The sequence below is a fragment of the Nocardia sp. A7 genome (assembly GCF_046549215.1).
GTDB lineage: Bacteria > Actinomycetota > Actinomycetes > Mycobacteriales > Mycobacteriaceae > Nocardia.
This window is the reverse complement of sequence record NZ_JAJPWE010000008.1, coordinates 1-21487: the sequence shown is the minus strand read 5'-3', so window position 1 is coordinate 21487 and position 21487 is coordinate 1. Positions and strand designations below refer to the sequence as shown.

The following is a 21487-nucleotide window of genomic DNA, read 5'->3' as shown; positions in this document are numbered from 1 at the left end:
GACCCATGGCGAAACAGTCAGCACGCGAGCGGATGGTTGCCAGCGCTCGCGAGATGATCCGCAGGCGCGGGGTGGCAGGCACGTCGATGATCGAGGTCCTCACGGCCGCGGGCGCGTCTCGTGGCTCGCTCTACCATTACTTTCCCGGCGGCAAAACCGAGATGATCGAGGACGCCACCCGCTCGGCGATCGCCGACTACACCGACGTGATCGAGTTGCTCGCCGGCCTCGAACCCGAACAGGCTGTCCCGCTGCTGATCGAAGGCTGGAAAGCCGAGGTGGAAGCCAGTGGCTTCACCGCCGGATGTCCGGTCGTGGCGGCGGCGATGGGTGGCGAATACGTCCCCACTGCCCGAGCGATGGCGGGTGAGGCGTTCACTCGCTGGAGCGCCCAGCTCGAGCGGATGCTCGTCAATACCGGAGTGGCACAACATCGTGTCCAGAGCTTGGCCACGCTGGTGCTGTCCGCTGTCGAGGGTGCCGTGATCATGGGGCTCGCCCAGCATTCCAGCGAACCACTACGGCGGGTAGGCGCCGAGCTCCTCACCTTGATCCAGTCGCAGCGCGAAGACGGCCCGCGATGACGATGACGAGCGTCATGGCAGGCGGTCCAGCCTGCGTCGCACCGCCTGATGGGCGGCCTCGCGCAGTGTCGTGAGGTCGCCTGTCCGGCCGAGTGTGCGGGCGACGGTGTCCGCGATCCCGGTGGCCAGAGATTCGGCGCCGACCTGGTCCACCCACTGCGGGCGGTCGGAGCGGATCTGTATCACGGTCTCGACGAGGTGAAACGGCAGCGCGACAGCAATATTCACGTCGGTCGTGCCCTCAGGTGAGTCCTGCGTACCGAACTCGGTGCGTGCCTGCGCGGACAGCTCCCGATAGCAATCCCGCAGATACTCCCGGCGCTCCTCGAAGCGCGGAAACTGGGTGCGCTTGCTCTCGGGAAGGTTGAACAACGCACCCAGGTTCCATTTGCTCACCAGCAGCTGCCTGCAGTCGTACCAGGTCATCGCGTAGAGCCGGACCGCCGCGGGTTCGCTGCCCGCCATCAGGGCTTCCGCCAGTAGTGCGGGCTCGGCCACGGTTCGCGTCAACAGGTTGTCGAGGATGTCTTCCTTGGTCGCGAAGTAGTGGTAGATGGTGCTCTGCCTGATTCCGACCGCGTCGGCGATCGTGCGGGTCGGCGTGCCCGCGAAGCCGTTGCGGGTGAACAGTTCTGCGGCGGCGTCGAGGATCTCTTCCTCCGGCGTCTCGCCGGGACGCCGTTGTCCGACGAGTCGAGGGCGCCCGGTCCGTGGAGTGCTCATATCGCCCAGCATGCCACCGCGTCCTGGTGGGCCCTCGCGCGTTGTCAGCTCGCCCGCGCAGCCGCTACTGCTCGTGTGCGGGTGCGCTGTTGCCGAGGGTTGCGTACAGCGCCGCGGCGGTGAGCCCGGCCAGCACGAAACCGATGTCGAGACCGTCGAGCATCCGCGAACCTGGCCCGACGAACCAGGTATTGCTCGCGAAGAACATCCCGACCGCCGCCGCGAGGGCCCAGATACCGACAGCGATGACATTGAATCCGCCGGTGTACCAGTACCGGCCGCCGGTTTCACCGCGATTGAACACCTGCAGGGCGCGCACGTCGTAGACGAGACCGTTGCGGCGGTGACCGATGACGAGCATGACGATCCACGGCACGGCGAAGTTCGCCAATAAGGTGAGCACGGTCGTGACCGTTGTTTCGAGCGAGTCGTAGAAGTGGCCGAGGTACACCAGCCCGGTCGCGACCAGACAGGCCACGAAGGTCGCCTTCGCGCGCGACAGCGAGGGAATCAGTGACGAGGTGTCCAGACCCGTTCCGTAGGTGTTGATCACCGCTTGCGCTGTGCCGGAAGCCAATCCAAGGAATACGAGGGCCGGGAGGAACCAGGCGGGGGCAGTCTGCATGAGTCCGGCGACCATGTCGCCGTCGGTGATACCGGTGGAGAACAGGCAGACCCCGATGAACGTGCCCCACATGAACGGCCCGCCCAAACCGAACAGTCCGCCGAAGAACAGCGCCCGCAGAATCGAGGCATCGCTGTGGGCGGCCGGTGAGATGTGCCGAGTCCAGTCACCCGAGTAGGGACCGTAGGACAACGTGGTCGACGCCACCAGCAGCACAGAGGTGACCCAGGTGTTGAGCGCCGAACCGAAGAGGTAGTCGCCACCGGCATAGCTGGAGTCGAAATCGCCTGCGTAGACGAAAACTCCAGCGATCAGACAGAGGCCAGCTGTCGGGATCATGAACCGCTGAACCGCGATCATCAACGCATGACCAAACACCGACACGGTCGTGACGACGATGGCCATCACGCCGTAACACACCAACTCGATGACGTCGGTGTTCTCGATCGCGAACAGTCGACTGATCGCGCCGACCAGCGCGGCTCCGCCGGTCCAGATGCTCAGCGCCGCGAAGATCAGCGACGCGACGGCTTCGAGAACTGTTCCGATCAGTCGGCCCCCGACCCCGAAGAAGGCGCCGCTGGACACCGGGTTGTTGGTTCCGGTCCGTGGTGCGATCACACCGGTCGGCGCGAGCAGGGCCGCGCCGAGCGCTGACCCGACCACCACCGCCGACGCGGCCTGCCACCAGCCGAGGCCGAACGTGATCGGCAAAAATCCCATGATGATCACGCTGAAGGTCAGGCTGCCGCCGAACAGGATGGCGCGCAGGTCCCTTGGCGAGGATTTCCGTAGTTCGGGCGGAATGTAGTCGGTGCCGAAGGTTTCGATCGTGAAAGTGGGTCGGTCGGTCGCGGTAGGCGTCATTGCGGGTCCTCGGTTGGCGTGCGGGCCGGGAGCGGCGTCGGTGGATGTGGTCATGCGGTGCTCAGATCGGCGAGGTCGCCGAACACCGAATCGATCTGCCACCGGGTGGGTCGCAGCTGTGCACTGTGTGGTGCGAGATCGAGGACCGATACGCCGTCACCGTCGGGAATCGCGGAGAACGGCAGCCCATCCTTGTAGGGAAGGCTCGACGCGTCGATGCGCCAGCCTGTCGGCGCCAGCGTGCCCAGGGAAACCTCGCAGTCCGCGATCGCCTGCAATGTGGCGAGGTCCAGATACCGAATGTCTTCGGGGGCAGGGAGTTCCGCGACGGGTTCGGCGCGAGACCGGACGAAGGCGAACCTCGCACCCGTTCGCAGGAAGATCGCGCGAGTCCCCGTCTCCGCGTTGCTCAGGATCGCGGTCGCGGTAGGGCCGGTCGCGGTTCCCGGCGTGCGGTGCCAGTGTTCGAGGTAGGGGAGCTCGATTCCCCGCTCGACCATGACGCCGTTCTCGATGTGCAGTGTTCCGGTGTCGACGACGCCTTCGGTCGGTGACCAGTCGATCATCCGCTCCCAGGTGAATTGTGCTGGTGCCGAAAGAGATCGGGTGAACCGGCCCGCGAAACCTTCCTGTTGGAACATCCACGCCAACTGATCGCGGGTCAATTCCCGCAGGCAGGAAACGGCGGTGAAGTCGGGACGTCCGGTCGGCTGGCGCAGATCGGCATACCACCCGTCGGACTGCAACCACCGCACCGAGGTAGTTGTGTCGTCCTCGCCTTCGTGCCAACGGATCAGCGAACGTGTCCACATCCCGTACAGGTCGTCCACCTCGACGGGTACACCGTCGGCCGATGGCTGCGGCCAAGGACCGGTGGCTTCGGTCAATACCTTCATGTTGTCGCTCTCTTCTGTGGAACCGTTGTGGCCGGGTGCTTCAGTCGTTCGGCTCGGTTGCGCGACCGAAGGAGGAGAGCGCGAGCGAACCCGCGGGCAGCTCCAGCGTCCCGTCGGCGATCCGCCGCCGCAGGTAGGTGAAGCTCTGCGCGGTCTGCGCGAACAGGTGCTCGCCGGCGCGCAGTCCGGGGCGGACGGGATCGTCGGCGCCGACGAAGGCGGGCAGCGGGGCGACGAGGGTGTCGTAGTCGACAGTGAAGAACAGCGGAAACGCATACCGCTGCTGGGCGACCTTGCGGACCCGATGGGTCGTCGCGACGAATCGGCCGTTGGTCCACAGTTCGAGCATGTCGCCGACGTTCACCACGTAGGCGCCCTCGACCGGCGGGACATCGATCCATTCGCCCGCACCGTTGAGTACCTCCAAACCTGGTGCGGTACCGCGCAGCACAGTGATGCACTCGTAGTCGGTATGCGCGCCGATCCCGGGTCGATCCTCGGCCGACTCGTCGAGCGGGTAGTGGACCAGACGTAACTGGCTCGGTGGTTTGGTGAGATACGGGGTGAAGAACTCGGGTTCCTGTCCCAGTGCCACCGCGAACGCTCGCATCAGCGTGGCCCCGACTTCGTACACCGCGTCGTAGTAGGCGGAGACCGATTCCTTGAACGCCGGAAGGTCGGGCCACTGGTTCGGGCCGAGCAGCGGATGACCGGCGAGATAGTCGGGGTCGTCGGCGGGTAGATCGCGGCACAGATCGAAGGCTTCCTTGCGGTCCGCCGACATCCCCGCGAAGACCTCTTCCCCTTCGGGGACGTAGCCGCGGTGATTGGAGGAGTTGCCGATATAGGTGCGCATCTTGGTCTCGAGGGGCCCGGCGAAGAACTCCGCGGCGGAGCGCAGCATGGCATCGAAGACGCTGTCGTCGATCCCGGTGCCGGAGATGTACATGAATCCGACATCGCGTGCGGCGCAACCGAGTTCGGCGGCGACGGCGGCCTTGGCGTCGGCATCGGAGCCGAAGAGGGCCGAGATGTCGATGTTGGGGACCTGGGAGAACGAGGTGAGTCCGGCCATGGGTTCGGATCCCTTCAGAGGAGTTTCTATCGCTAGATAGAAACTAGGAATCCGTTGATTCGGTGTCGTGATGTCATCGTTTCCGGTCGGTAAAATCGTGCGCGCTCGTCTGCTGGTCTTCACCTGAAACGGGTGAGCCAGCGCGCTCGCGTCCGCCGTAGCTTTGAGCGATGGAACAGCGATCGGGGACCGTCACACGGGAGGCGAGCATGGCGAATCCGTCGTTGCCGGGTCGTTTGGCGCGGGTAGGTATGGACGGTGAGCTACCGGCACGTGCCGATCTGCCGCTGATCTTCGACGAACTGGACTATCAGCTGGCCTGCCAGGTCTACCTGTGGGCTTTGCCGCTGGTGTCCTATGCGCAGTGGCAGACCCAGCATCGAGAGGTGTTCGGCGCCGGGGACTTCGACCTGGTGCACTACGTGTCCTATCGCGACCGCCTCGGGTTGATCACCGCGAACGGCACCACCCCGTACATCCTGAACTTCATCGACCTCGGAAGCACCGGTCCGTTGGTGATCGACGTCCCGCCGGGCCATACCGCCGGGGGATTCTCGGACTTCTGGCAGCGGGAGTTCGGCATTCTCGGTGAGATGGGTCCCGATCAAGGCCGGGGCGGCAAGCATCTGATCGTTCCGCCCGGCCACGACGATCCCGAACTCGACGGCGACTACTTCGTGCATCACGCGACAGGCTGCAACATCATGTTCGGCTTCCGGACCTTGGATCCCGACCCGGACAGGGCGCGCGGCCTGGTCGAGCAAGTGCGTATCCAACCGCTCCACGGCACCGCCCCGCAGACCCGACTGGTTTCGCCGCAGGGGCACCCATGGTCCGGGGACCAGCCGCGTGGCCTCGACTATTGGGTTCGCCTGCACGACATCTATCAACGCGAGATCGTCGACGAACGCGACCGCTTCTACCTGGCCATGTTGAAGCAGTTGGGGATCGAGAAGGGCACGGCGTTCGAGCCCGATGAGCGGATGGCCGCGATTCTGGCCGACGCCACCGCCGCCGGAGAGCTGATGGCGCAGGCGAATACGTTCGCCAAGCGTTTCCCCGGCGCGAAGTACTGGCCCGACCGGCAGTGGGATCTGGTTGTGCAGCTCGATCATTCCGATCAGCGTGGGCCCTACTACGACCAGTTACTCGAACGTGCCGCGTGGTTCTACGAGGCGGTCAGTTTCTCCGAGGCGATGAAGAGCCAGACACCGGGGGTGGGCCAGGCCTATCTCGGCGCGTACACCGATGCAGAGGGGGACTGGCTCGACGGCGGCAAGTCCTACACGCTGCACATTCCCGCTGACCCGCCGGCGAAACTGTTCTGGTCGGTCACCGTGTACGACACCTGGACTCGCTGCCTCATCGACAACGAGCAGCAGCGCGGCGATCGAGGCTCCCGCGACCCCGACCTGGTTGTGAACGACGACGGTTCGGTCGATGTGTTCTTCGGCCCCACTCCGCCGACGAGCGGAACGGCCAATTGGATCCAGACGATCCCCGGCAAGCACTGGTTCTCCTACTTCCGGTTCTACGGGCCGTTGGAGCCGTACTTCGATCGCAGCTGGAAACTTGGTGACATCGTCGCGGTGACGACCTGACCTCCGCTCAGGTTCTGAGATGGACGCGTCGCGCTCACCTTCGACGGCACTCACGAGATCCCGGCGATCAGGAAACGCTGAGCGCTGATCACCTTGCCGGGCCGAGGACTGCTTCGACCACGTCGTCCGCGAAGTCGGGGCCGATCGCCGCGCCGCTGATCAGCAAGCGGTACCACATCGCTGAAATCAGCAGGTCTTCCATGACTTCGGGGTTCATCGACGGCAACTGGCCGGCGCGCTGGGCGGCGACGATGCGCTGCTGATTCTTCGGCCGCATGTGGTTGTGGATGCCACGAACTGCTTCGGCGGTCGGCGGATCCGTCTGCGCCCCGCCGATCACACCCGACAGTACGGGCTTACGTCGGGGATCGCTGACCAGCTCGCAGACCCGCACGACCATCGTTCGCAGATCCGCGCGGATATCACCGGTGTCGGGGACGGCGAAGACGTCACCGGAATCTTCGAGCAAAGCATCCAAGATCAGTGATGCCTTGGAGGGCCACCACCGGTACAGCGTCGGCTTGCCGACTTTGGCGTGGGTGGCGATCGCTTCCATGGTGACGGCGCCGTAGCCGCGCTCTGCGCACAGTTCCAGCGCGGATTGCAAGATGCGTGTCCTGGATCGGGCACCGCGGGCTTCGGTCATAGCTGGATCGTACCCCCAAAACGTTACGTTTCGTTCTTGACAATCGTGTGACCCAGCCCAATACTCAAAATAGAACGTTACGTTACGTTCTATATCGAAGGGTGCTCCACCATGACGAACCTCTCCAACCTGCGCACGGCCGTCCGTGGCCGGGTGCTGCTCACCACCGACGAAGGCTTCGACCGGGCACGATTGCCGTGGAATCGAGCCGTCGAACAACCGGTGCGCGCTGTGGTCGAAGCCGCCGATGCCGACGACGTCGCAGCCGTGGTCCGATACGCACGTGCCAACGGGTTGACCGTCTCGGTCCAGCCGAGCGGCCATGGAGCCAGCGGTGACACCGAGGGCGTGATCCTGCTGCGCACCAGCTTGCTCACCGACCTGCACATCGACTCCTTTGCCAGGACCGCACGCGCGGGTGCGGGTGTCACCTGGGGCACAGTGCTGACCGAGGCCGGACCGTACGGGCTGGTCGGACTCGCGGGCAGCTCGCCGGTGGTGAGCGTTACCGGCTATACCCTCGGTGGCGGACTCAGCTGGTTCGCCCGGCGCTACGGCTGGGCCGCCGACAGTGTGACCGCCTTCGATGTCGTCACCCCCGACGGTGAGCGAGTGCGCGCGACAGCCGAGTCCGACGCTGACCTGTTCTGGGCGCTGCGCGGCGGCGGCGGGGACTTCGCGGTGGTCACCGCCATCGAATTCGATCTACATCCGGGACCGGACCTCTACGGCGGCAAGGTGTTCTGGCCCGGCGACCGCGCGCCGGAGGTATTGCGAGCCTTCCGTGACGTCACCGCCGAGGCGCCGGAGGAGTTGTCGGTCTGGCTCGACCTGGTGCACTTTCCCGGTTCCGAACCGATGGTCTCGGTGGAGGCAACCTACCTGGGCAGGGCCGCCCAGGCGCGAGAGCTGCTGCGGCCCTTCGACGAAATCCGCGGACCGCTCTCGGACAGTCGCGCGGTGCTGCCGACCGCCGAACTCGGCTCGATCTCGGGCGATCCCACCGATCCGGGGCCCGGTCGATCCCGTGCCGAACTTCTCATCGGCCTCGACGATCTCACCGTCAAAACACTGCTCTCCGAACCGATTTCACCGCTGCTCTCACTACAGCTCCGCCACCTCGGCGGCGCGATGGCTCGACCGTCCGACAGCCCACACGGCCCGATCGCCGAGCCCTACCTGATGTATCTGTTCGGGCTACCGCTCACACCGGAGATCACCGCGGCGATCATCGACAAACAGCAGAGCCTTGTCGACGCGCTCGGTACGCAGGTGAGCGGACGAAAGCCGTTCGGGTTCCTCAATCCGGCCGAAAGCGCCGCTGCCGCTTTCGAACCGCAAGCACTCACGCGACTGCGCGACATCAAACGCCACCGCGATCCCCACGGCGTCGTGCGCAGCAACTTTCCAGTCCTGGGCTGAACACCTGGAGGCCTACTGGTCATCTGTCCCACGCGCTCAGCTCTCGCGGGTTCACTGGTGTGCGGACAGCACCGTTCGCATGATGCCGATGGTCGCCGCGATGTCGGGCTCGCGGCCTGCGGCGACATTCGCCCAGACCAGTGCGGTCGAGGTCATCGCCAGGACGCCGAAGGTTTCCGGTGGGATCTTGAGATGTGGTGCGGCAGAGGCTGTTGCGCGGGACAGGTTGGCTTGCAGTGCCGAGTTGACCAGGCCGTCGGGGTCCAGGAGCACGCGGAGCGCGAGGTTCGGCTCACGTCGGGCGAACGCGGTGAGTGGCTCGTAGTCGATGCAGCCGTACATGAATCGCGCGGCGGCATCGAGTGCCTGATCGATTCCGCTGCCTTGCGCGTCGTGTCGGGCGCGCTGCCAGATATCGCCGATCGACGCGAGAATTGCGTGGTCGATGAGCTTTTCGCGGTCGCCCACCCATCGGTACAGGGTGGAGCGGCCGATATCCAGACGTGCGGCGACGGTGTTCATATCCACTCGCTCGCCCTGCTGGAACAGCCATACCGCGACGGTCCGCGCATCGTCGGCGGTCGGGCGACGAAAGGAAGGTAGTTCCTCTGCGGGCGGTACAGGACTCACGAGGAAACTGTAACAGCCGGGACATTCACCGTCTTAGCTTTTTTTGGGACATTCTTGACAGACGTCCCATCCGGTCTTATGTTTGCTCCGAAGTCGCTGTAATCCGCGTCACAAGGAGTTCGATGTCTACCCTCACCAAGTTCGCCGCCGTCGCGGCGCTGACCGTGCTGGCGCCGATAGCGGCAGCCTGCACAAACTCGTTGGGTCCGGGAGATGTCGACTCTGCCCAACAGCACGACACATCGAGCTGTTTCTGGTTCGGTCCGACGTTCTCGACGACCAACCAGGAACTCAACTACGCGTTCCCCGATTCCGGTGCGTTGTACTGGGCCGCGCAGTTCGCGATTCCCGCGGGTGCCGCGCTGACGGTGAAGGGTGAGTACGCCCACGCCCGCTACCAGTCGCTCAACTCCTACAACATCACTGACAACACCCCGACGGCCGCGCTCAACGATGTGTCGACCGCGCCCGATGCCGGGTCAACGAACCCCTACCTGCCCGGTGCCGACAGAACTGGCGAAGACAACCGCTCCTACACGGCGACCGTCCGCAACGAGGCGCCCGGCGCAGCCGCGGCACCGAACACCCTCTACGCAGGGGTTCCCGGCCAGGAACGGACCACCCTTGTCTACCGCCTGTACCTGCCCGACAACGGGCGCGACATCACCGGCGGGGTCGGCCTGCCGCGACCGGAGTTGCGCCTGGCCAATGGTGAGGTGGTCACCGGCGAAAAGCTGTGCGAGGCAGTCGGCGCCGCGACGACCACTCCGAAGGTGGATGTCCTGCCGATGGGTAAGTACCTGGCGCTGCGAGACGCACCAGGCAAGCCTGCCACCTTCCCTGCGGCCGAGCAGCCGGTGTGGCGCACCTACTACAACACTCAATTCGGGCTCGGCTGTAGCTATCTCGGCAAGTGTGAGGGAACCCCGGCAAGGACCGGCGGGCAGTACTCCAATATCGACAACAATTATGTCAACGCCTACGTCAGCCGAGGTTTCGGTGAGGTGCTGACGCTGACCGGCACGATGCCACGCACACCACACACGCTCGACAGTGTGTCCAGCGCCGATGGTGATGTCGATATGCGCTACTGGTCGTTGTGCAGCAATGAATCCATCGCCACGACCCGGGCCACCGGATGCGTGTTCGACGAGGAGGTGCCCCTCGACGCGGCCCGCCGCTACACCGTTGTCGCGAGCCTGCCCGAGGACCGACCGGCCAATGCCACCGAAGCGTGTGGAGTCGCGTGGGTGCCGCTGCCGAGCACCGGTGACGGCGCGGGCCACCCCGAAGACGCCTACCTGATCCTGCGGAACATGTTGCCGACCAAGGGTTTCGGTCACGCCGTCCAGGACACCAAGACCCCCGGCGATGAGAAGGCCGTGATGAACGCCTACCTGCCCGACGGAAAGTACTCGTCCAAGGCGGAATTCGAAGCCAAGGGCTGCGCACCGACGAAGTAGCCGCAAGACCTGCCGCAGCAGAACAGCACTCGACCGTGAGGCCGGGTGCTGTTCTGTTGTTCACGGGTCATCGGATCAGTGGCGCGACTTTCGTGCCGAGCAGTTCGATACTGTTCGGCGACGTAGCCGGGGCGTTCACTGCGATCGGTTGGGTTCGCGGCCGACCTCGGCAAGGGCCTTCGGTAGAGATCGGCCGACGGCGCGAATTTCGAGAGGTTGCCGCCGACGATCACGAGTGCGCCGGTCAGTTTCGCCGGGTCAGGCCGTATGAGGTCGTTGACTCGTTGGCGGACCTACGTGGGCCCGAGCATGGGTTGTTGCGGCTGCCGACGGAGCTGGCATGGGGTGGTCGCACCGAATTCGACCTGGATGACTCGTACGACCGCACTGCTGTGTACAAGATCGTCCTGGAGGAGGGCACCGGCCATCATCTGCGTGAGCTGATCAGTGGGCGGCTGTTCGCCGCCATTTGGGCGCAAATGCGTCCGGCGCGACAGGTCCGGGCATTGTGGGAGCAGCAGTTCCCGCAGCTGCGCGCGGCTGCCTGATGGACCAGCGCCAACTCGAGCTGGCCCGTATCGCACTTCAGGTCGTCGGTAGAGCACAGCGACCAGCGGATCGTCCGGCCGTACCTCGTCAACTCGAGCGCGCATAGAGCGTTCACCTACCGGTCGTCGTGCTGGTTCTGAGCGGTATTCAGTCCTGCGGCAATATGTTTCGCCCCTGTGCATTGCCGAGCCTGCACCGAACCCTGCGCGACGAGATCTCCGGCAGTGGGCACCGAATTTAGAGCAGTCGCTTCAGAACCGGGGTCGTCGCGCCAGGATGCGGGGGACAGCACTGAGTTCGGTAATGGCCGCCGCAGCGTGCGGGTCTATCGCGCGCGCCAGCGACAGGGCGTCTTCGTGGCGGCCCGCGTGATTGGCTGCGAGTGTCTGTTCGTGGTGGCTCACGCGGTTACGAAGGTCTTTGAGGCGACCGACGGTGCTTCCGACGTGGTAGCCGAGGCATACCTTGCGGCCCGCCGTGTCTCCGCGCGCGCCGACGGGCCAGACCTGGCCGCGATTCGGGAAGGTATCGATGAGTCCGTACAACCACAGATTCTCACGGGCGGACCGGCCAGTGGGGCGTTATAGCGAGGGTGACTGCGCGGTCGTTTGTCGGCGGCCTTCTTCGCTGCGATCTGAGCGTCCCGGGACATCTTCGCGGCGAGTGAGTCGAGAGGTTTGGCTGCTGACGTCAGCCAGTCTCTGGTACCGCCTCCCGGCAACTGCGTGCCGTAGTTCCAGTTGGCAAGCGCGTTGTCCAGAGATTGGCGCAGTAGCATCTCTACCAGGCCTAATACCTCATACCATGCTGCATGAAGCTCCAACTGCCATGCGTAGAGAGCCCCGGCGCGATGGTCGCTGGTGCTCTGGCATTCAGCACGGTAGAGCATCAGCCGGGCAGAACTCAGATGAGGCATGATCCGGTGCGGCATGGCGGTGAAGACTCCGATCGGCTGATTGGTGCTACGCTGGTTTCTGTACAGCGGCAGACAGGATCTGTCGTTACTAGGCCCCGAAAACCCCTTACCCCGCTGGGTAGGGGGTTTTCGCTTTCATCGGTGGGCTATGTGTAGTCGATCTCGCGGCCAACTACACCCTGCCGGAGCGCACTGCAGTCGGCGTGACAAGCACGCCGTTCCCTCGGAATCACAACTGTCCCTTTGCTTTCGGCTGGGCGGGTGTGCTTGGAGCGAAGGTGAGGTCGAGGCCGCCGTCCGTTCGCACTGTGAGAACGAGCTGCCCGTCCTTGCGGAGCACTGTCGTCTGTGTCTGGTCGGACGCCGTGCTTCCGGCAATAGTGGCGTCGAACCAGTCCAGAAACTCGGGAATCGTGCCGATCATCGCGACGCGCTGATGAAGTGCAACTTGGTCGTGTCCGGAGACGAATAGGGCGCCGTGTACCTCCGTGCCGCAGCCGCAGCGACAGGGTCTGCCGAATCCTGGAGTCGTATCGTCATCGTAAGTGATCGGATTACGAGCGCTGCGTGACTTAGGGGGCGCGAGTTCGCCGACGTAGGTCTGCCAGACGGGATGATCCATGTCGAGCAGTTCGCCCACAATGGTCCGACGCCCCGGCCTCCCTACCGCATCAACGATGCCGTCGATCCGAGCAGCCATCACGATTCTGCCAGTCTTGTTGTAGGAGAAGAGAACATACTGTTCGCGATCGGCTCGTGCCCCGAGAGCATAGTAGCCGCGGTTGGATCGCCAGTTCTCCTCCAACGATCGGTGCGAGTCCCAACCGTAGAAGTCGCGTTCGAGCGGATCTGTCGGGTCGTCTGCAGGCAAGGCTGGGGTCAACTTGATGTGCGAGGGCGCGTTGTGTATCGGAGGGCGGACGCGACGGCATCGGCGTCAACTTTCACGCCGCCAGCCTGGAATCCCGTCGGCCGCGCCCGGCCGAAAGTGGTACAGCTGCCACCAGGGAAGCATGTTTGTGCAGGCCAATGTCGAACATGGGACACGCCACAGGTGTGCGAATGCGCTTGAACGCCAAACCTTTGAAACCGGCACCTGTACTGCAAATCTGTGCGCTAAGGGGGACCTGTGCACGGAATCCAGACAGATATGACGCAGAACAGTGCTGGAGTGATATTTAATCTAGATCGCTGTGAGGTAACTATCAAGCATATCTCTCGCAATGCTTCGCAGAAACATCTGTAGGGCAAGATGTTTCATTCCGCGTCTATGCGTTGCGGACCGTCTTGCAAATTGCTCGATCTGGCCAAGGTGGATCGAATTAGTAAGGAGCAGGGGGAGTGAACCCAAAAATATGCCCAACCCGACTGCTCCACCGCTGCGCCAACACGGTCCTTGCTGCGCTGTACACCTGCGTCGGCTGCCGCACTTGTGTTGTAGTGATTTCGCTGTCTGGTTCACCCGCGATCTCTGTGCCCGACATCGGGGTGATGGTCAGATGTCGAATGCGATGGCGAGGTGCTCGCTACGCGGTAGCGATTGGCACGCCAACCGGCTGCCACGTGCGAGGTCGTAGTCGTCGAGTGTCTGGTTGTCGAGCATCTCGACCTCGCCGGAGAGCAGGGTGTATGCGCAACCTCCGCAGGTACCTTCGCGACATACGTAGGGGGCATCGAGACCTTTGTCGAGCAACACGTCGAGCAGGACGGTGCTCTTGGGCCAGTCGATGGTGTGCTCTTCGCCGTCGAGTTCGACGGTGGCGGTGACCTGGTCACCGTCGGCGCTCGGGGCCGATTCCGCCGGGCGAGCCTCGAACGCGTCGGACTCGAGCGAGACGAAGACCTCATGGTGGATCTGCGCCTCGTCGATGCCCTTGCTCGAGGCCGCTGCTCGGGCCACGGTCATGAAGGGGCCTGGCCCGCAGATGTAGACGTGGGCGCCCGCCGGGTTCGCGATGGCTGAGGCGATCAGTGTGGCGTCGGGTAGTCCGTGCTCGGTTTCGAGCAGGTGCACGACGGTGAGTCGGTCGCCATGGCGCCGGGCCAACTCCGCGAGGTCGCGGTCGAAGATGACCGATTCGCGGTCTGCGTTGGCGTACACCAGGGTGATCGGATTCCGGTGTGCGACAAGGGCCGTGCGCAGAATCGACATAACAGGAGTGATTCCGCTGCCTGCTGCGAGCAGGACGAAGGGTGCGTCCCAGTCACGGGGCACGAAGTTGCCCGCGGGCGGCAGCGTGTCGAGGACCATTCCGGCGGTGACGTTGTCGCAGATCCAGTTCGACGCACGGCCGTCACGTACTCGTTTGATCGTGACAGCGGGCAGATTGTCTGCCACGGGCGAACTCGACAGCGAGTAGCAGCGAGCGAGCGGGCCGTCCGCACTCGGAACGCGCAGAGTCAGGAACTGGCCTGCGCGGTAGCGCACCGTGTTCGCCGTCGGCGCGTTCAGGACCAGGGTTACCGCGTCGGCCGTCTCGCGGACCACTTGGTGAACAGTCAGCTGGACTACCGGGCTCGGGGCTTTCGGCCGGGCCTGGTTCGCTGTTCGGGTCATTTGTAGCTCCTGACTTGCCGATATTCACCATCGGCAACTATCCAGCTAAGTGTCACTTGATAATGAGCCATTGACAAAGGGCGCATTCGTCACTGATGCTAAGTCCATGGTGAGAACAGAGTCAACGGCGACTTTGACCCGCCCGGTACCGCGTGACGCGTCTGTCAGAACTCGGGTCGCGGCGGCTGGGTCGGTAATGAGCATTCGTCAGGTAAACAACGTGCTGCCCAGCAACAGGGTGGGAATCGGAGTCGGCCGCGCCCTGATCGCGGCAATCATGGCCGTCGGCGGCCCCGTCCTACCCGGAACGCGAGTCACCCAGGTTCGGTCGGGCGCTACGCGAGGCGAGATGATTCGGGCGGCCGGTGTGGCCAGTGGACCTCGGGTGATGTACTACATCCACGGCAGCGGCTACGTGGTCTGCTCGGCGCGAACACATCGCGGCCTGGCGTCTCGGCTGTCGAAGGTGACGGGACTGCCCGTATTCGTCCTGGACTATCGGCTCGCGCCAGAGCACCGTTTCCCGGCCGCGGCCGACGATGTCGCCGCCGGCTATCAGTGGCTGCTCGATCAGGGGCACCAGGCCGGTGACATCGTCGTCGGCGGTGATTCCGCGGGTTGTCATCTCACCCTCGACCTGCTCTTGCAGAACCATCGTTCGGGGACGGCGCAACCGGTCGGCGCGTTCATGTTCTCGCCGCTGATGGATCTGTCGCTCACCATGGCCGAACGGCTCGATCGCCACCGGCCCGACCCGATGGCGGCGGCCGTGACCGGGCGCAAGTTGATCGGGCTCTACACCGAGCCCGAACCGGCGCAATCGCCGCGATTGACGCTGTCGATTCCGCCGAATGCGGTACTGCCGCCGCTGTTCATCCAAGCCTCGGCCGAGGAGATGCTCAGCGACGACGCCCGCCACCTCGCCGAGATGGCCGCGGCGGCCGCGACACCGTGTCGGCTGGAATTGTGGCCGGGTCGCATTCACGTCTTTCAAGCCCTCCCTTTGATGGTTCCCGAAGCCGCATCGGCGCTGCGACATGTTGCGGACTTTGTCGCCGATGCGTTCTCGACCGCGGATTGCCCTGCGGCGGAAGCGAGTTGAGTATGAATGTGCTGGAAACGTTGCAGAAGGCTCTCGGCAGGCAGCAGCGCAGCTATGACGCCAAGGCCGTGGTCACGGGAGCGGGCAGCGGCATCGGTCGCGCCTTCGCGATGGAGTTGGCGGCGCGCGGCGGCGAAGTCGTCTGCGCCGATATCGACAAAGATCGTGCTGATGAGACCGTGCGTCTGATCCAGGCGCGTTATGGCCGACCCGCGCACGCGATGTTCTGCGACGTCTCCGAGCGCGCCGATGTGGCGCGCCTCGCAGACTTCGCCGACGAGGTCTTCGGCGGTGCGCCGACGGTCGTCGTGAACAACGCTGGTGTCGGTATCGGCGGCAAGCGGGTCGGTGAGATCGGGTTCGGCGACTGGGAATGGGCGCTCGGCATCAATCTGTGGGGTGTGGTGCACGGGTGCGAGATCTTCGCGCCCAAGCTTCGCGCGGCTGGCCGTGGCGGCATCATCAACGTCGCTTCGGCGGCCGGCTTCACCTCGGCACCCGCGATGGCGGTGTACAACACCTCCAAAGCAGGTGTGCTGTCGTTGTCGGAGACCATGTCCGCCGAATTCGCCGGTACCGGGGTCGCGGTGACAGTACTGTGCCCGACCTTCGTCAAGACCAACGTTGTCAGCGACGGCCGGATCACCTCGGGCTCATCGAGCCTGGCAGACAAACTGATGCGGTTGACCGGTTTCGCACCCGAGCGGGTTGCCGCCGGCACCCTCGACGCGCTCGACCGCAACCGCCTCTACGTGCTGCCCCAGCTGGATGCCCGGCTCATCTGGCAGCTCAAGCGGACTTTCCCCGCGACTTACACCAACGTGCTCGGACTGCTGAATCGCTTTCTTCCCCAGGAAGACACGACCGAGACAACCGACGATTTCGAAAAGAAGGGTGTCTGACGATGGCGTTCGACTTCGATGACATGCTGGCAAAGATCAAGGGCCGCCAATGGGCGCTCGCCGATTTCGACTGGGATGCCCCCGGTGCCGAGATGATCGACCCGGAGCTGCATGCCAAGCTCAAGCCGTTCCTCGCCGATCTGATGTGGATCGAGAACGTCGGTGCGCGTGGTTTCGCCGCGATGGCGAAGAAGGCACCCACCGAGACGCTCGCCGAGATCTATCGGTATTTCCACGCCGAGGAGCAGCGGCACGCGAACGCCGAATTCGCGTTGATGCGCCGGTGGGGGATGCTCGACGGGGACGAGCTGCCCGAGCCGAACATCAATGTGAAGCTGGTCATCGACTTTCTGGACAAGTACGCCGACGACATGTCGTTGTCTTTTCTCGGTACCGTCATTCCGATGCTCGAGGTCGCCCTCGACGGCGCGTTGATCAAGTTCATCACCGACGAGGTCAAGGACCCGGTCGCCCAGCAGGTCTTCAAGAAGATCAACGCCGACGAATCTCGGCACCTTGCCACCGATTACGCAGTGATGGAGTTGCTCGGACACGCGACAACGCGCAAGCTCGTCATCGACTTCATCGGTGGGTGGGCCAAGCCGTCGCTGATCATCGGTACTTTGAGCTACGTTCCGCTGCTGAACAAGATGCGCGACAACATCGTCGAGATGGGTGTGTCCGAGGATCGGCTGTACGCGGCGATGGAGCGCTTCGCCGCGGTGGCCGAGCGGGCACCGATCGTGAACCGCGTGCCGATGTATCGATTGGTGCGCATGCACGGCCGCTGGGTCATCGACCGTGGTCACAAATACCACCTGCTCGCCGACTCGCTGGTCAAGGTGACCGCTCACATCCCCGAACGCTTCCTGCGCAACCCGAGCTGGTCCAAGGCTCTCACCTACGAGCCCGCGGCATGAGCACCGTGGTCAAGCCACTGGACGTGGCGGTTATCGGCGCGGGCTTCGCCGGCATCGGTATCGCGTTGCGGTTGCGTCAACGTGGTGTGAGCGACTTCGCGATTCTGGAGCGTGACACCCGCGTCGGCGGCACCTGGCGCGACAACACCTATCCCGGCGCCGCGTGTGACATTCCGTCGCGGTTGTACTCCTACAGCTTCGCGCCGAACCCGGACTGGTCCAAGACCTATTCGGGCAGCGGTGAGATTCTCGACTACATCGAGAACATGGTCGATTCTTACGGCATCCGCCCGTTCATCCGGTTCGGTCAGAATGTCACCGGCCTGGAGTTCGACGAGGCCGAAGGCCTGTGGTCGATCACCATCGAGGGCCGTGACAAGCAATTGCGGGCGCGCACGGTCATTGTCGCTTCCGGGCCGTTGTCCAACGCGAGTTTCCCCGCCATCCCCGGCATAGACGACTTCGCGGGCAAGAAGGTCCACAGTGCCCGCTGGGACCACGATTACGACTACGCAGGCAAGAAGGTTTCCGTTGTCGGCACCGGTGCCAGCGCCGTGCAGATCGTGCCGGAGATGGTGAAGACCGCCGCATCGGTGAAGGTCCATCAGCGCACTCCCGGCTGGGTCCTACCTCGGGTCAACCGGGAAACCAGCGGCCTGGCGAAGAAGCTGTACCAGCGCTTTCCGGTCACTCAGTCGCTGGCGCGTGGCGCGTGGTTCTGGGGACATGAGACCGTCGCGCTCGGTGTCGTCTGGGAGAGCCCGCTGACCCGCGTAGTCGAGCGGGTCGCCAAATTGCACCTGCGAGCGCAGGTGCGTGACCCGTGGCTGCGTCGCCAGCTCACCCCGGACTTCCGGGCCGGCTGCAAACGGCTGTTGATGAGCAGCGACTACTACCCGGCATTGCAGGCGGACAATTGCCAGCTCAACAACTGGCCGATCGTCAAGATCGTTCCCGAGGGCATCCTCACCGCCGAGGGCGTTGTGCATCGTGCCGACTGCATCGTGTTCGCGACCGGATTCGAGGTGTCCAAATCCGGGGCGCCGATCCCGATCACCGGTCGCGGCGGCCGCACGCTCGACGACGAATGGAGCCGCGGCTCCTACGCGTTCAAGAGCGTGGCGGTCGCGGGTTACCCGAACCTGTTCTTCACCTTCGGTCCCAACTCCGGGCCGGGGCACAATTCGGCGCTGGTGTACATGGAAGCCCAGATCGAGTACATCGCCGAGGCGATCGGCCTGCTGCTGCGCCGCGACCTGCGCACGCTCGAGGTCGACAAGCAGCGGCAAGACGCGTACAACGTCGAGATGCAGCGCCGCTTGGCGTCGACGACCTGGAACTCCGGCTGCAGCAGCTGGTACCTCACCGAAGACGGATTCAACGCGACAATGTATCCCGGCTTCGGCACGCAGTTCGTGCGTCAACTCGACGAACTCGACCTCGACGACTACGTCGTTACCGCGCGGGTGGTCACCGAGATCGGCGATATCAACCGGATGCCCGCGTTCGGCTAGGGTATGTCGACATATCGCTTGTGCCTCCGGTTCCGTCACGTGCCCGGAGGCACAGGCGTATCGGTGCGACGTGGGGAAAGGACAGTGCGACCGAGGTGATGACGTGAGCGAGTACCGCATCGACGAGCTTTCCCGCGCAGCGGGCACGACCAGCCGCAACGTACGCCTCTACCACGAGCGAGGTCTGCTGCCCGCCCCGATCAGGCGCGAGGGCAGGGCCAATATCTACGACGACACCCACCTCGGTCGTCTGCACCTCATCGACCGCATGCTCGCGCGTGGTTTCACCATTGCCCATATCGCCGACTTCATCACCAGCTGGGAGACCGGCAAAGACATCACCGAAGTCCTCGGCCTGCAGAGCGCCGTGACGGCAGCATGGGGCCATCGCGACGAAGAGCTGACGATGTCGCGCGAGACCTTCGAGGCCATGGTCGGCGATCCCGAGAGCGGGCCTCTTCCCGGCGCCGAGTTCGACCGGTTGATCGAGTTGGGGGTGGTGCAGCCGGGTGCGGAGCCCGGCACCATCGAAGTGCTCCAAACCAACTTAATCGACGTGTTCGTCCAGCTGAACAAATACGGCATCGCGACGTCGACACAGATCGATATGCACGCACGGATCTCGGCGCGCCTCGAGGAAATCGCGAGCACGATGATCGGTACCGCCCGAGACATCATCATCGGCGAGCACGGCGTCGGCTGGCTCCCCGAATCCGACAGCGAAATCGCCGCACTGACCCAGACGCTCAATCATTGGCGCGAACTCGGCACCCAGGCTGTCCACGACAGCTTGGATCGGGCGTTCGAGCGTGTCCTGGCTGATGAGCTCGGTAGATATCTGGACGCTGCGGCGCAGGCCAGGCAGTCCCAGCGCGTCGAGTCCTGAACGACTGATCGAGCCTGCCCGGCACGTGCTCGACTCAGTTCGTCGAGGAAGCTTTCGCCGCTTCCGGATGACCCGCGCCGCGCGGCATCAGACGTCGATAGTCGGCACGATCGAGGATGCCGAGCCGCTTGCGGAACTGCAGCGGCGTACCGGGCCAGTTGGACGTGATCCGGATGAACGAGGAATAGACACCCAGGTGCAGATAGTTGACACGGACAACATCTACCGTCGTCAACGTGAGGAAGCCTCGACCTTGTCCGTCCCACTGAGCATTCTTGATCTGGTCTCCATCCCCGAAGGCTCAACGGCCCGCGACGGGATCACCGCTTCGATGGAGGCCGCTCGGGAAGCGGACCGGCTCGGTTACCATCGGTTCTGGTTCGCCGAGCATCACAACACTGCCGCCCTCGCCGCCAGCGCTACGTCGCTGCTGATCGCTCAGGCCGCCTCGGTAACCGAACGGATCCGCGTGGGATCCGGCGGTGTGATGCTCCCCAACCATGCGCCGCTGATGGTTGCCGAGCAGTACGGGACCCTCGCCAATATGTACGGCGACCGAATCGATCTGGGTCTCGGCCGTGCCCCGGGTACGGACATGATGACCGCTCGCGCCCTGAGCCGGTCGTCCGGCGAACCGCAGGCTTTTGCGGAGAACATCTTCGATCTGCAGGGCTGGTTCAGCGCAGACGGAACAGCCCGGACCGCCCCGATCGTCTCAGCTGTGTCCGCCGGAACCGAGGTCCCCATCTGGGTCCTGGGGTCCACGGTCAACGGAGCATCCATCGCCGGCCAGCTCGGTTTGCCGTTCGCCCTCGCCTCGCACTTCGCGCCCGATCAGCTGGACGAAGCCGCCGAGGTCTACCGGGACACGTTTTCCAGTTCCGCCCCCACCGCGCAGATCGCCGAGCCGTACCTGATGGCCGGCATCAACGTCATGGTGGCACCGACGAACGAGGAAGCCGAGCGAGAGTTCACCACACTGGAGCAGATGTTCCTCGATATCAAGAGCGGCCGGCGACGCAAGCTCCAGCCGCCCGTCGACCCCGACCAGCTCGCTGCCCAGGGCGGTCGTGATCACGCGATGCTCCGTATCAAGGCAGTCGGCGCGCCGCAGACGGTCGTTCGGGAGCTGGAAGAGTTCGTAGAGCGCACCGGCGCGGACGAGCTCATCACCGTCACCTACGTCTACGACCCCGCAGTGCGACAGCGCTCCCTGAACCTGCTTGCTGATAGCTGGTTCTGAGCCGCCAAGTCGTGTCCCCCTCCCGAGCCGTTGTTTGCCGCGCCGACTGCCATGTGCGGATCCTCGCAGCACCTGATTCGGACGGACAGACCGAACGCCCGCACCGCGATGTGAACAGTCGCTGGGGGCTTCGTGTGAGGATGGGGTTGTGGCTGAGGCTGATCTTTACGCTTTGATGGGTTCGCATATCCCCGAGGAGCTACGCCCTGACTTCCAATTGGTGAATGCCATGTCCCATGCCGCATCCGCCGCCACAGCCACCTCGAAGTTCTGCTCGAGCGCTGCCCGAGCGGTGGCTTCCACACACACGTTGGTTTGCAGGCCAGCCACCAATACCCGCTCGATACCCAGACCTTTCAACACCAA

Annotated in this window: 21 protein-coding genes; 11 read left to right on the top strand and 10 right to left on the bottom strand. The window is 64.3% G+C overall.

What is annotated here, in order from left to right; genetic code table 11:
- Window positions 1–5 precede the first annotated feature (5 nt).
- On the top strand, window positions 6–584 hold the full coding sequence (locus ACLJPD_RS31135; RefSeq protein WP_410876938.1) for a TetR/AcrR family transcriptional regulator: 579 nt from the start codon (window positions 6–8) through the stop codon (window positions 582–584).
- Between the two features lie 12 nt (window positions 585–596).
- On the opposite strand, the gene ACLJPD_RS31130 is transcribed toward ACLJPD_RS31135, so the two are convergent.
- From ACLJPD_RS31130 to ACLJPD_RS31115, 4 genes are all read right to left on the bottom strand, one after another.
- Entirely contained in the window at window positions 597–1307 is a 711-nt protein-coding gene (locus ACLJPD_RS31130; RefSeq protein WP_410876937.1) for a TetR/AcrR family transcriptional regulator, read from the bottom strand.
- A gap of 64 nt (window positions 1308–1371) precedes the next feature.
- Entirely contained in the window at window positions 1372–2853 is a 1482-nt protein-coding gene (locus ACLJPD_RS31125; RefSeq protein ID WP_410876935.1) for a purine-cytosine permease family protein, read from the bottom strand.
- Window positions 2850–3695, bottom strand: coding sequence for a hypothetical protein (locus tag ACLJPD_RS31120; protein ID WP_410876933.1), 846 nt, complete (start codon window positions 3693–3695; stop codon window positions 2850–2852). The genes ACLJPD_RS31125 and ACLJPD_RS31120 overlap by 4 nt, the downstream gene beginning before the upstream one ends.
- Before the next feature lie 40 nt (window positions 3696–3735).
- Window positions 3736–4770: an isopenicillin N synthase family dioxygenase gene (locus ACLJPD_RS31115; RefSeq protein ID WP_410876931.1), complete on the bottom strand. Its 1035-nt coding sequence runs from the start codon at window positions 4768–4770 to the stop codon at window positions 3736–3738.
- 170 nt (window positions 4771–4940) lie between these two features.
- Between ACLJPD_RS31115 and ACLJPD_RS31110 the strand changes: the two genes are divergently transcribed.
- Window positions 4941–6371 carry a DUF1254 domain-containing protein gene (locus ACLJPD_RS31110; protein WP_410876930.1) on the top strand — a complete coding sequence of 477 codons (1431 nt, stop codon included), beginning with the start codon at window positions 4941–4943 and terminating at the stop codon, window positions 6369–6371.
- Between the two features lie 88 nt (window positions 6372–6459).
- On the opposite strand, the gene ACLJPD_RS31105 is transcribed toward ACLJPD_RS31110, so the two are convergent.
- Window positions 6460–7017 carry a TetR/AcrR family transcriptional regulator gene (locus ACLJPD_RS31105; RefSeq protein WP_410876929.1) on the bottom strand — a complete coding sequence of 186 codons (558 nt, stop codon included), beginning with the start codon at window positions 7015–7017 and terminating at the stop codon, window positions 6460–6462.
- 111 nt (window positions 7018–7128) lie between these two features.
- On the opposite strand from ACLJPD_RS31105, the gene ACLJPD_RS31100 reads away from it, so the two are divergent.
- Window positions 7129–8439, top strand: a complete 1311-nt coding sequence (locus ACLJPD_RS31100; protein ID WP_410876928.1) for an FAD-binding oxidoreductase — start codon at window positions 7129–7131, stop codon at window positions 8437–8439.
- A gap of 51 nt (window positions 8440–8490) precedes the next feature.
- On the opposite strand, the gene ACLJPD_RS31095 is transcribed toward ACLJPD_RS31100, so the two are convergent.
- Window positions 8491–9069 carry a QsdR family transcriptional regulator gene (locus ACLJPD_RS31095; protein ID WP_410876927.1) on the bottom strand — a complete coding sequence of 193 codons (579 nt, stop codon included), beginning with the start codon at window positions 9067–9069 and terminating at the stop codon, window positions 8491–8493.
- A 122-nt stretch (window positions 9070–9191) separates the two neighbouring features.
- On the opposite strand from ACLJPD_RS31095, the gene ACLJPD_RS31090 reads away from it, so the two are divergent.
- A complete protein-coding gene (locus ACLJPD_RS31090; RefSeq protein ID WP_410876925.1) occupies window positions 9192–10532 on the top strand; it encodes a hypothetical protein in 1341 nt (446 codons plus the stop codon).
- A 317-nt stretch (window positions 10533–10849) separates the two neighbouring features.
- Complete coding sequence (locus tag ACLJPD_RS31085) at window positions 10850–11080, top strand: hypothetical protein (RefSeq protein ID WP_410876923.1); 231 nt, start codon at window positions 10850–10852, stop codon at window positions 11078–11080.
- A 252-nt stretch (window positions 11081–11332) separates the two neighbouring features.
- Here the strand turns inward: ACLJPD_RS31085 and ACLJPD_RS31080 are convergent, their stop codons facing one another.
- The 3 genes from ACLJPD_RS31080 to ACLJPD_RS31070 form a co-directional block, all read right to left on the bottom strand.
- Window positions 11333–11626, bottom strand: coding sequence for a hypothetical protein (locus ACLJPD_RS31080; RefSeq protein WP_410876921.1), 294 nt, complete (start codon window positions 11624–11626; stop codon window positions 11333–11335).
- Window positions 11627–12226: 600 nt separating this feature from the next.
- A complete protein-coding gene (locus ACLJPD_RS31075; RefSeq protein WP_410876919.1) occupies window positions 12227–12868 on the bottom strand; it encodes a hypothetical protein in 642 nt (213 codons plus the stop codon).
- A 624-nt stretch (window positions 12869–13492) separates the two neighbouring features.
- Window positions 13493–14554, bottom strand: coding sequence for a 2Fe-2S iron-sulfur cluster-binding protein (locus ACLJPD_RS31070; protein ID WP_410876917.1), 1062 nt, complete (start codon window positions 14552–14554; stop codon window positions 13493–13495).
- A gap of 196 nt (window positions 14555–14750) precedes the next feature.
- Here ACLJPD_RS31070 and ACLJPD_RS31065 point away from each other — a divergent pair, with 196 nt between their 5' ends.
- The 6 genes from ACLJPD_RS31065 to ACLJPD_RS31040 all read left to right on the top strand — a co-directional run bounded on the left by ACLJPD_RS31065 (window position 14751) and on the right by ACLJPD_RS31040 (window position 21121).
- Entirely contained in the window at window positions 14751–15656 is a 906-nt protein-coding gene (locus ACLJPD_RS31065) for an alpha/beta hydrolase (protein ID WP_410876915.1), read from the top strand.
- Between the two features lie 2 nt (window positions 15657–15658).
- Entirely contained in the window at window positions 15659–16558 is a 900-nt protein-coding gene (locus tag ACLJPD_RS31060; RefSeq protein WP_410876913.1) for an SDR family NAD(P)-dependent oxidoreductase, read from the top strand.
- 2 nt (window positions 16559–16560) lie between these two features.
- Window positions 16561–17478 carry a ferritin-like domain-containing protein gene (locus ACLJPD_RS31055; RefSeq protein ID WP_410876911.1) on the top strand — a complete coding sequence of 306 codons (918 nt, stop codon included), beginning with the start codon at window positions 16561–16563 and terminating at the stop codon, window positions 17476–17478.
- Entirely contained in the window at window positions 17475–18992 is a 1518-nt protein-coding gene (locus ACLJPD_RS31050) for a flavin-containing monooxygenase (protein WP_410876910.1), read from the top strand. The genes ACLJPD_RS31055 and ACLJPD_RS31050 overlap by 4 nt, the downstream gene beginning before the upstream one ends.
- A gap of 103 nt (window positions 18993–19095) precedes the next feature.
- The gene (locus ACLJPD_RS31045; RefSeq protein WP_410876908.1) at window positions 19096–19878 is read left to right on the top strand and encodes a MerR family transcriptional regulator; all 783 of its coding nucleotides are present in this window, start codon (window positions 19096–19098) and stop codon (window positions 19876–19878) included.
- Between the two features lie 253 nt (window positions 19879–20131).
- Window positions 20132–21121 carry an LLM class flavin-dependent oxidoreductase gene (locus ACLJPD_RS31040; RefSeq protein ID WP_410877112.1) on the top strand — a complete coding sequence of 330 codons (990 nt, stop codon included), beginning with the start codon at window positions 20132–20134 and terminating at the stop codon, window positions 21119–21121.
- 165 nt (window positions 21122–21286) lie between these two features.
- Here ACLJPD_RS31040 and ACLJPD_RS31035 read toward each other — a convergent pair.
- Window positions 21287–21487, bottom strand: a 201-nt coding sequence (locus tag ACLJPD_RS31035) for a cysteine hydrolase family protein (protein WP_410876906.1), incomplete at its 5' end; no start/stop codon positions are given.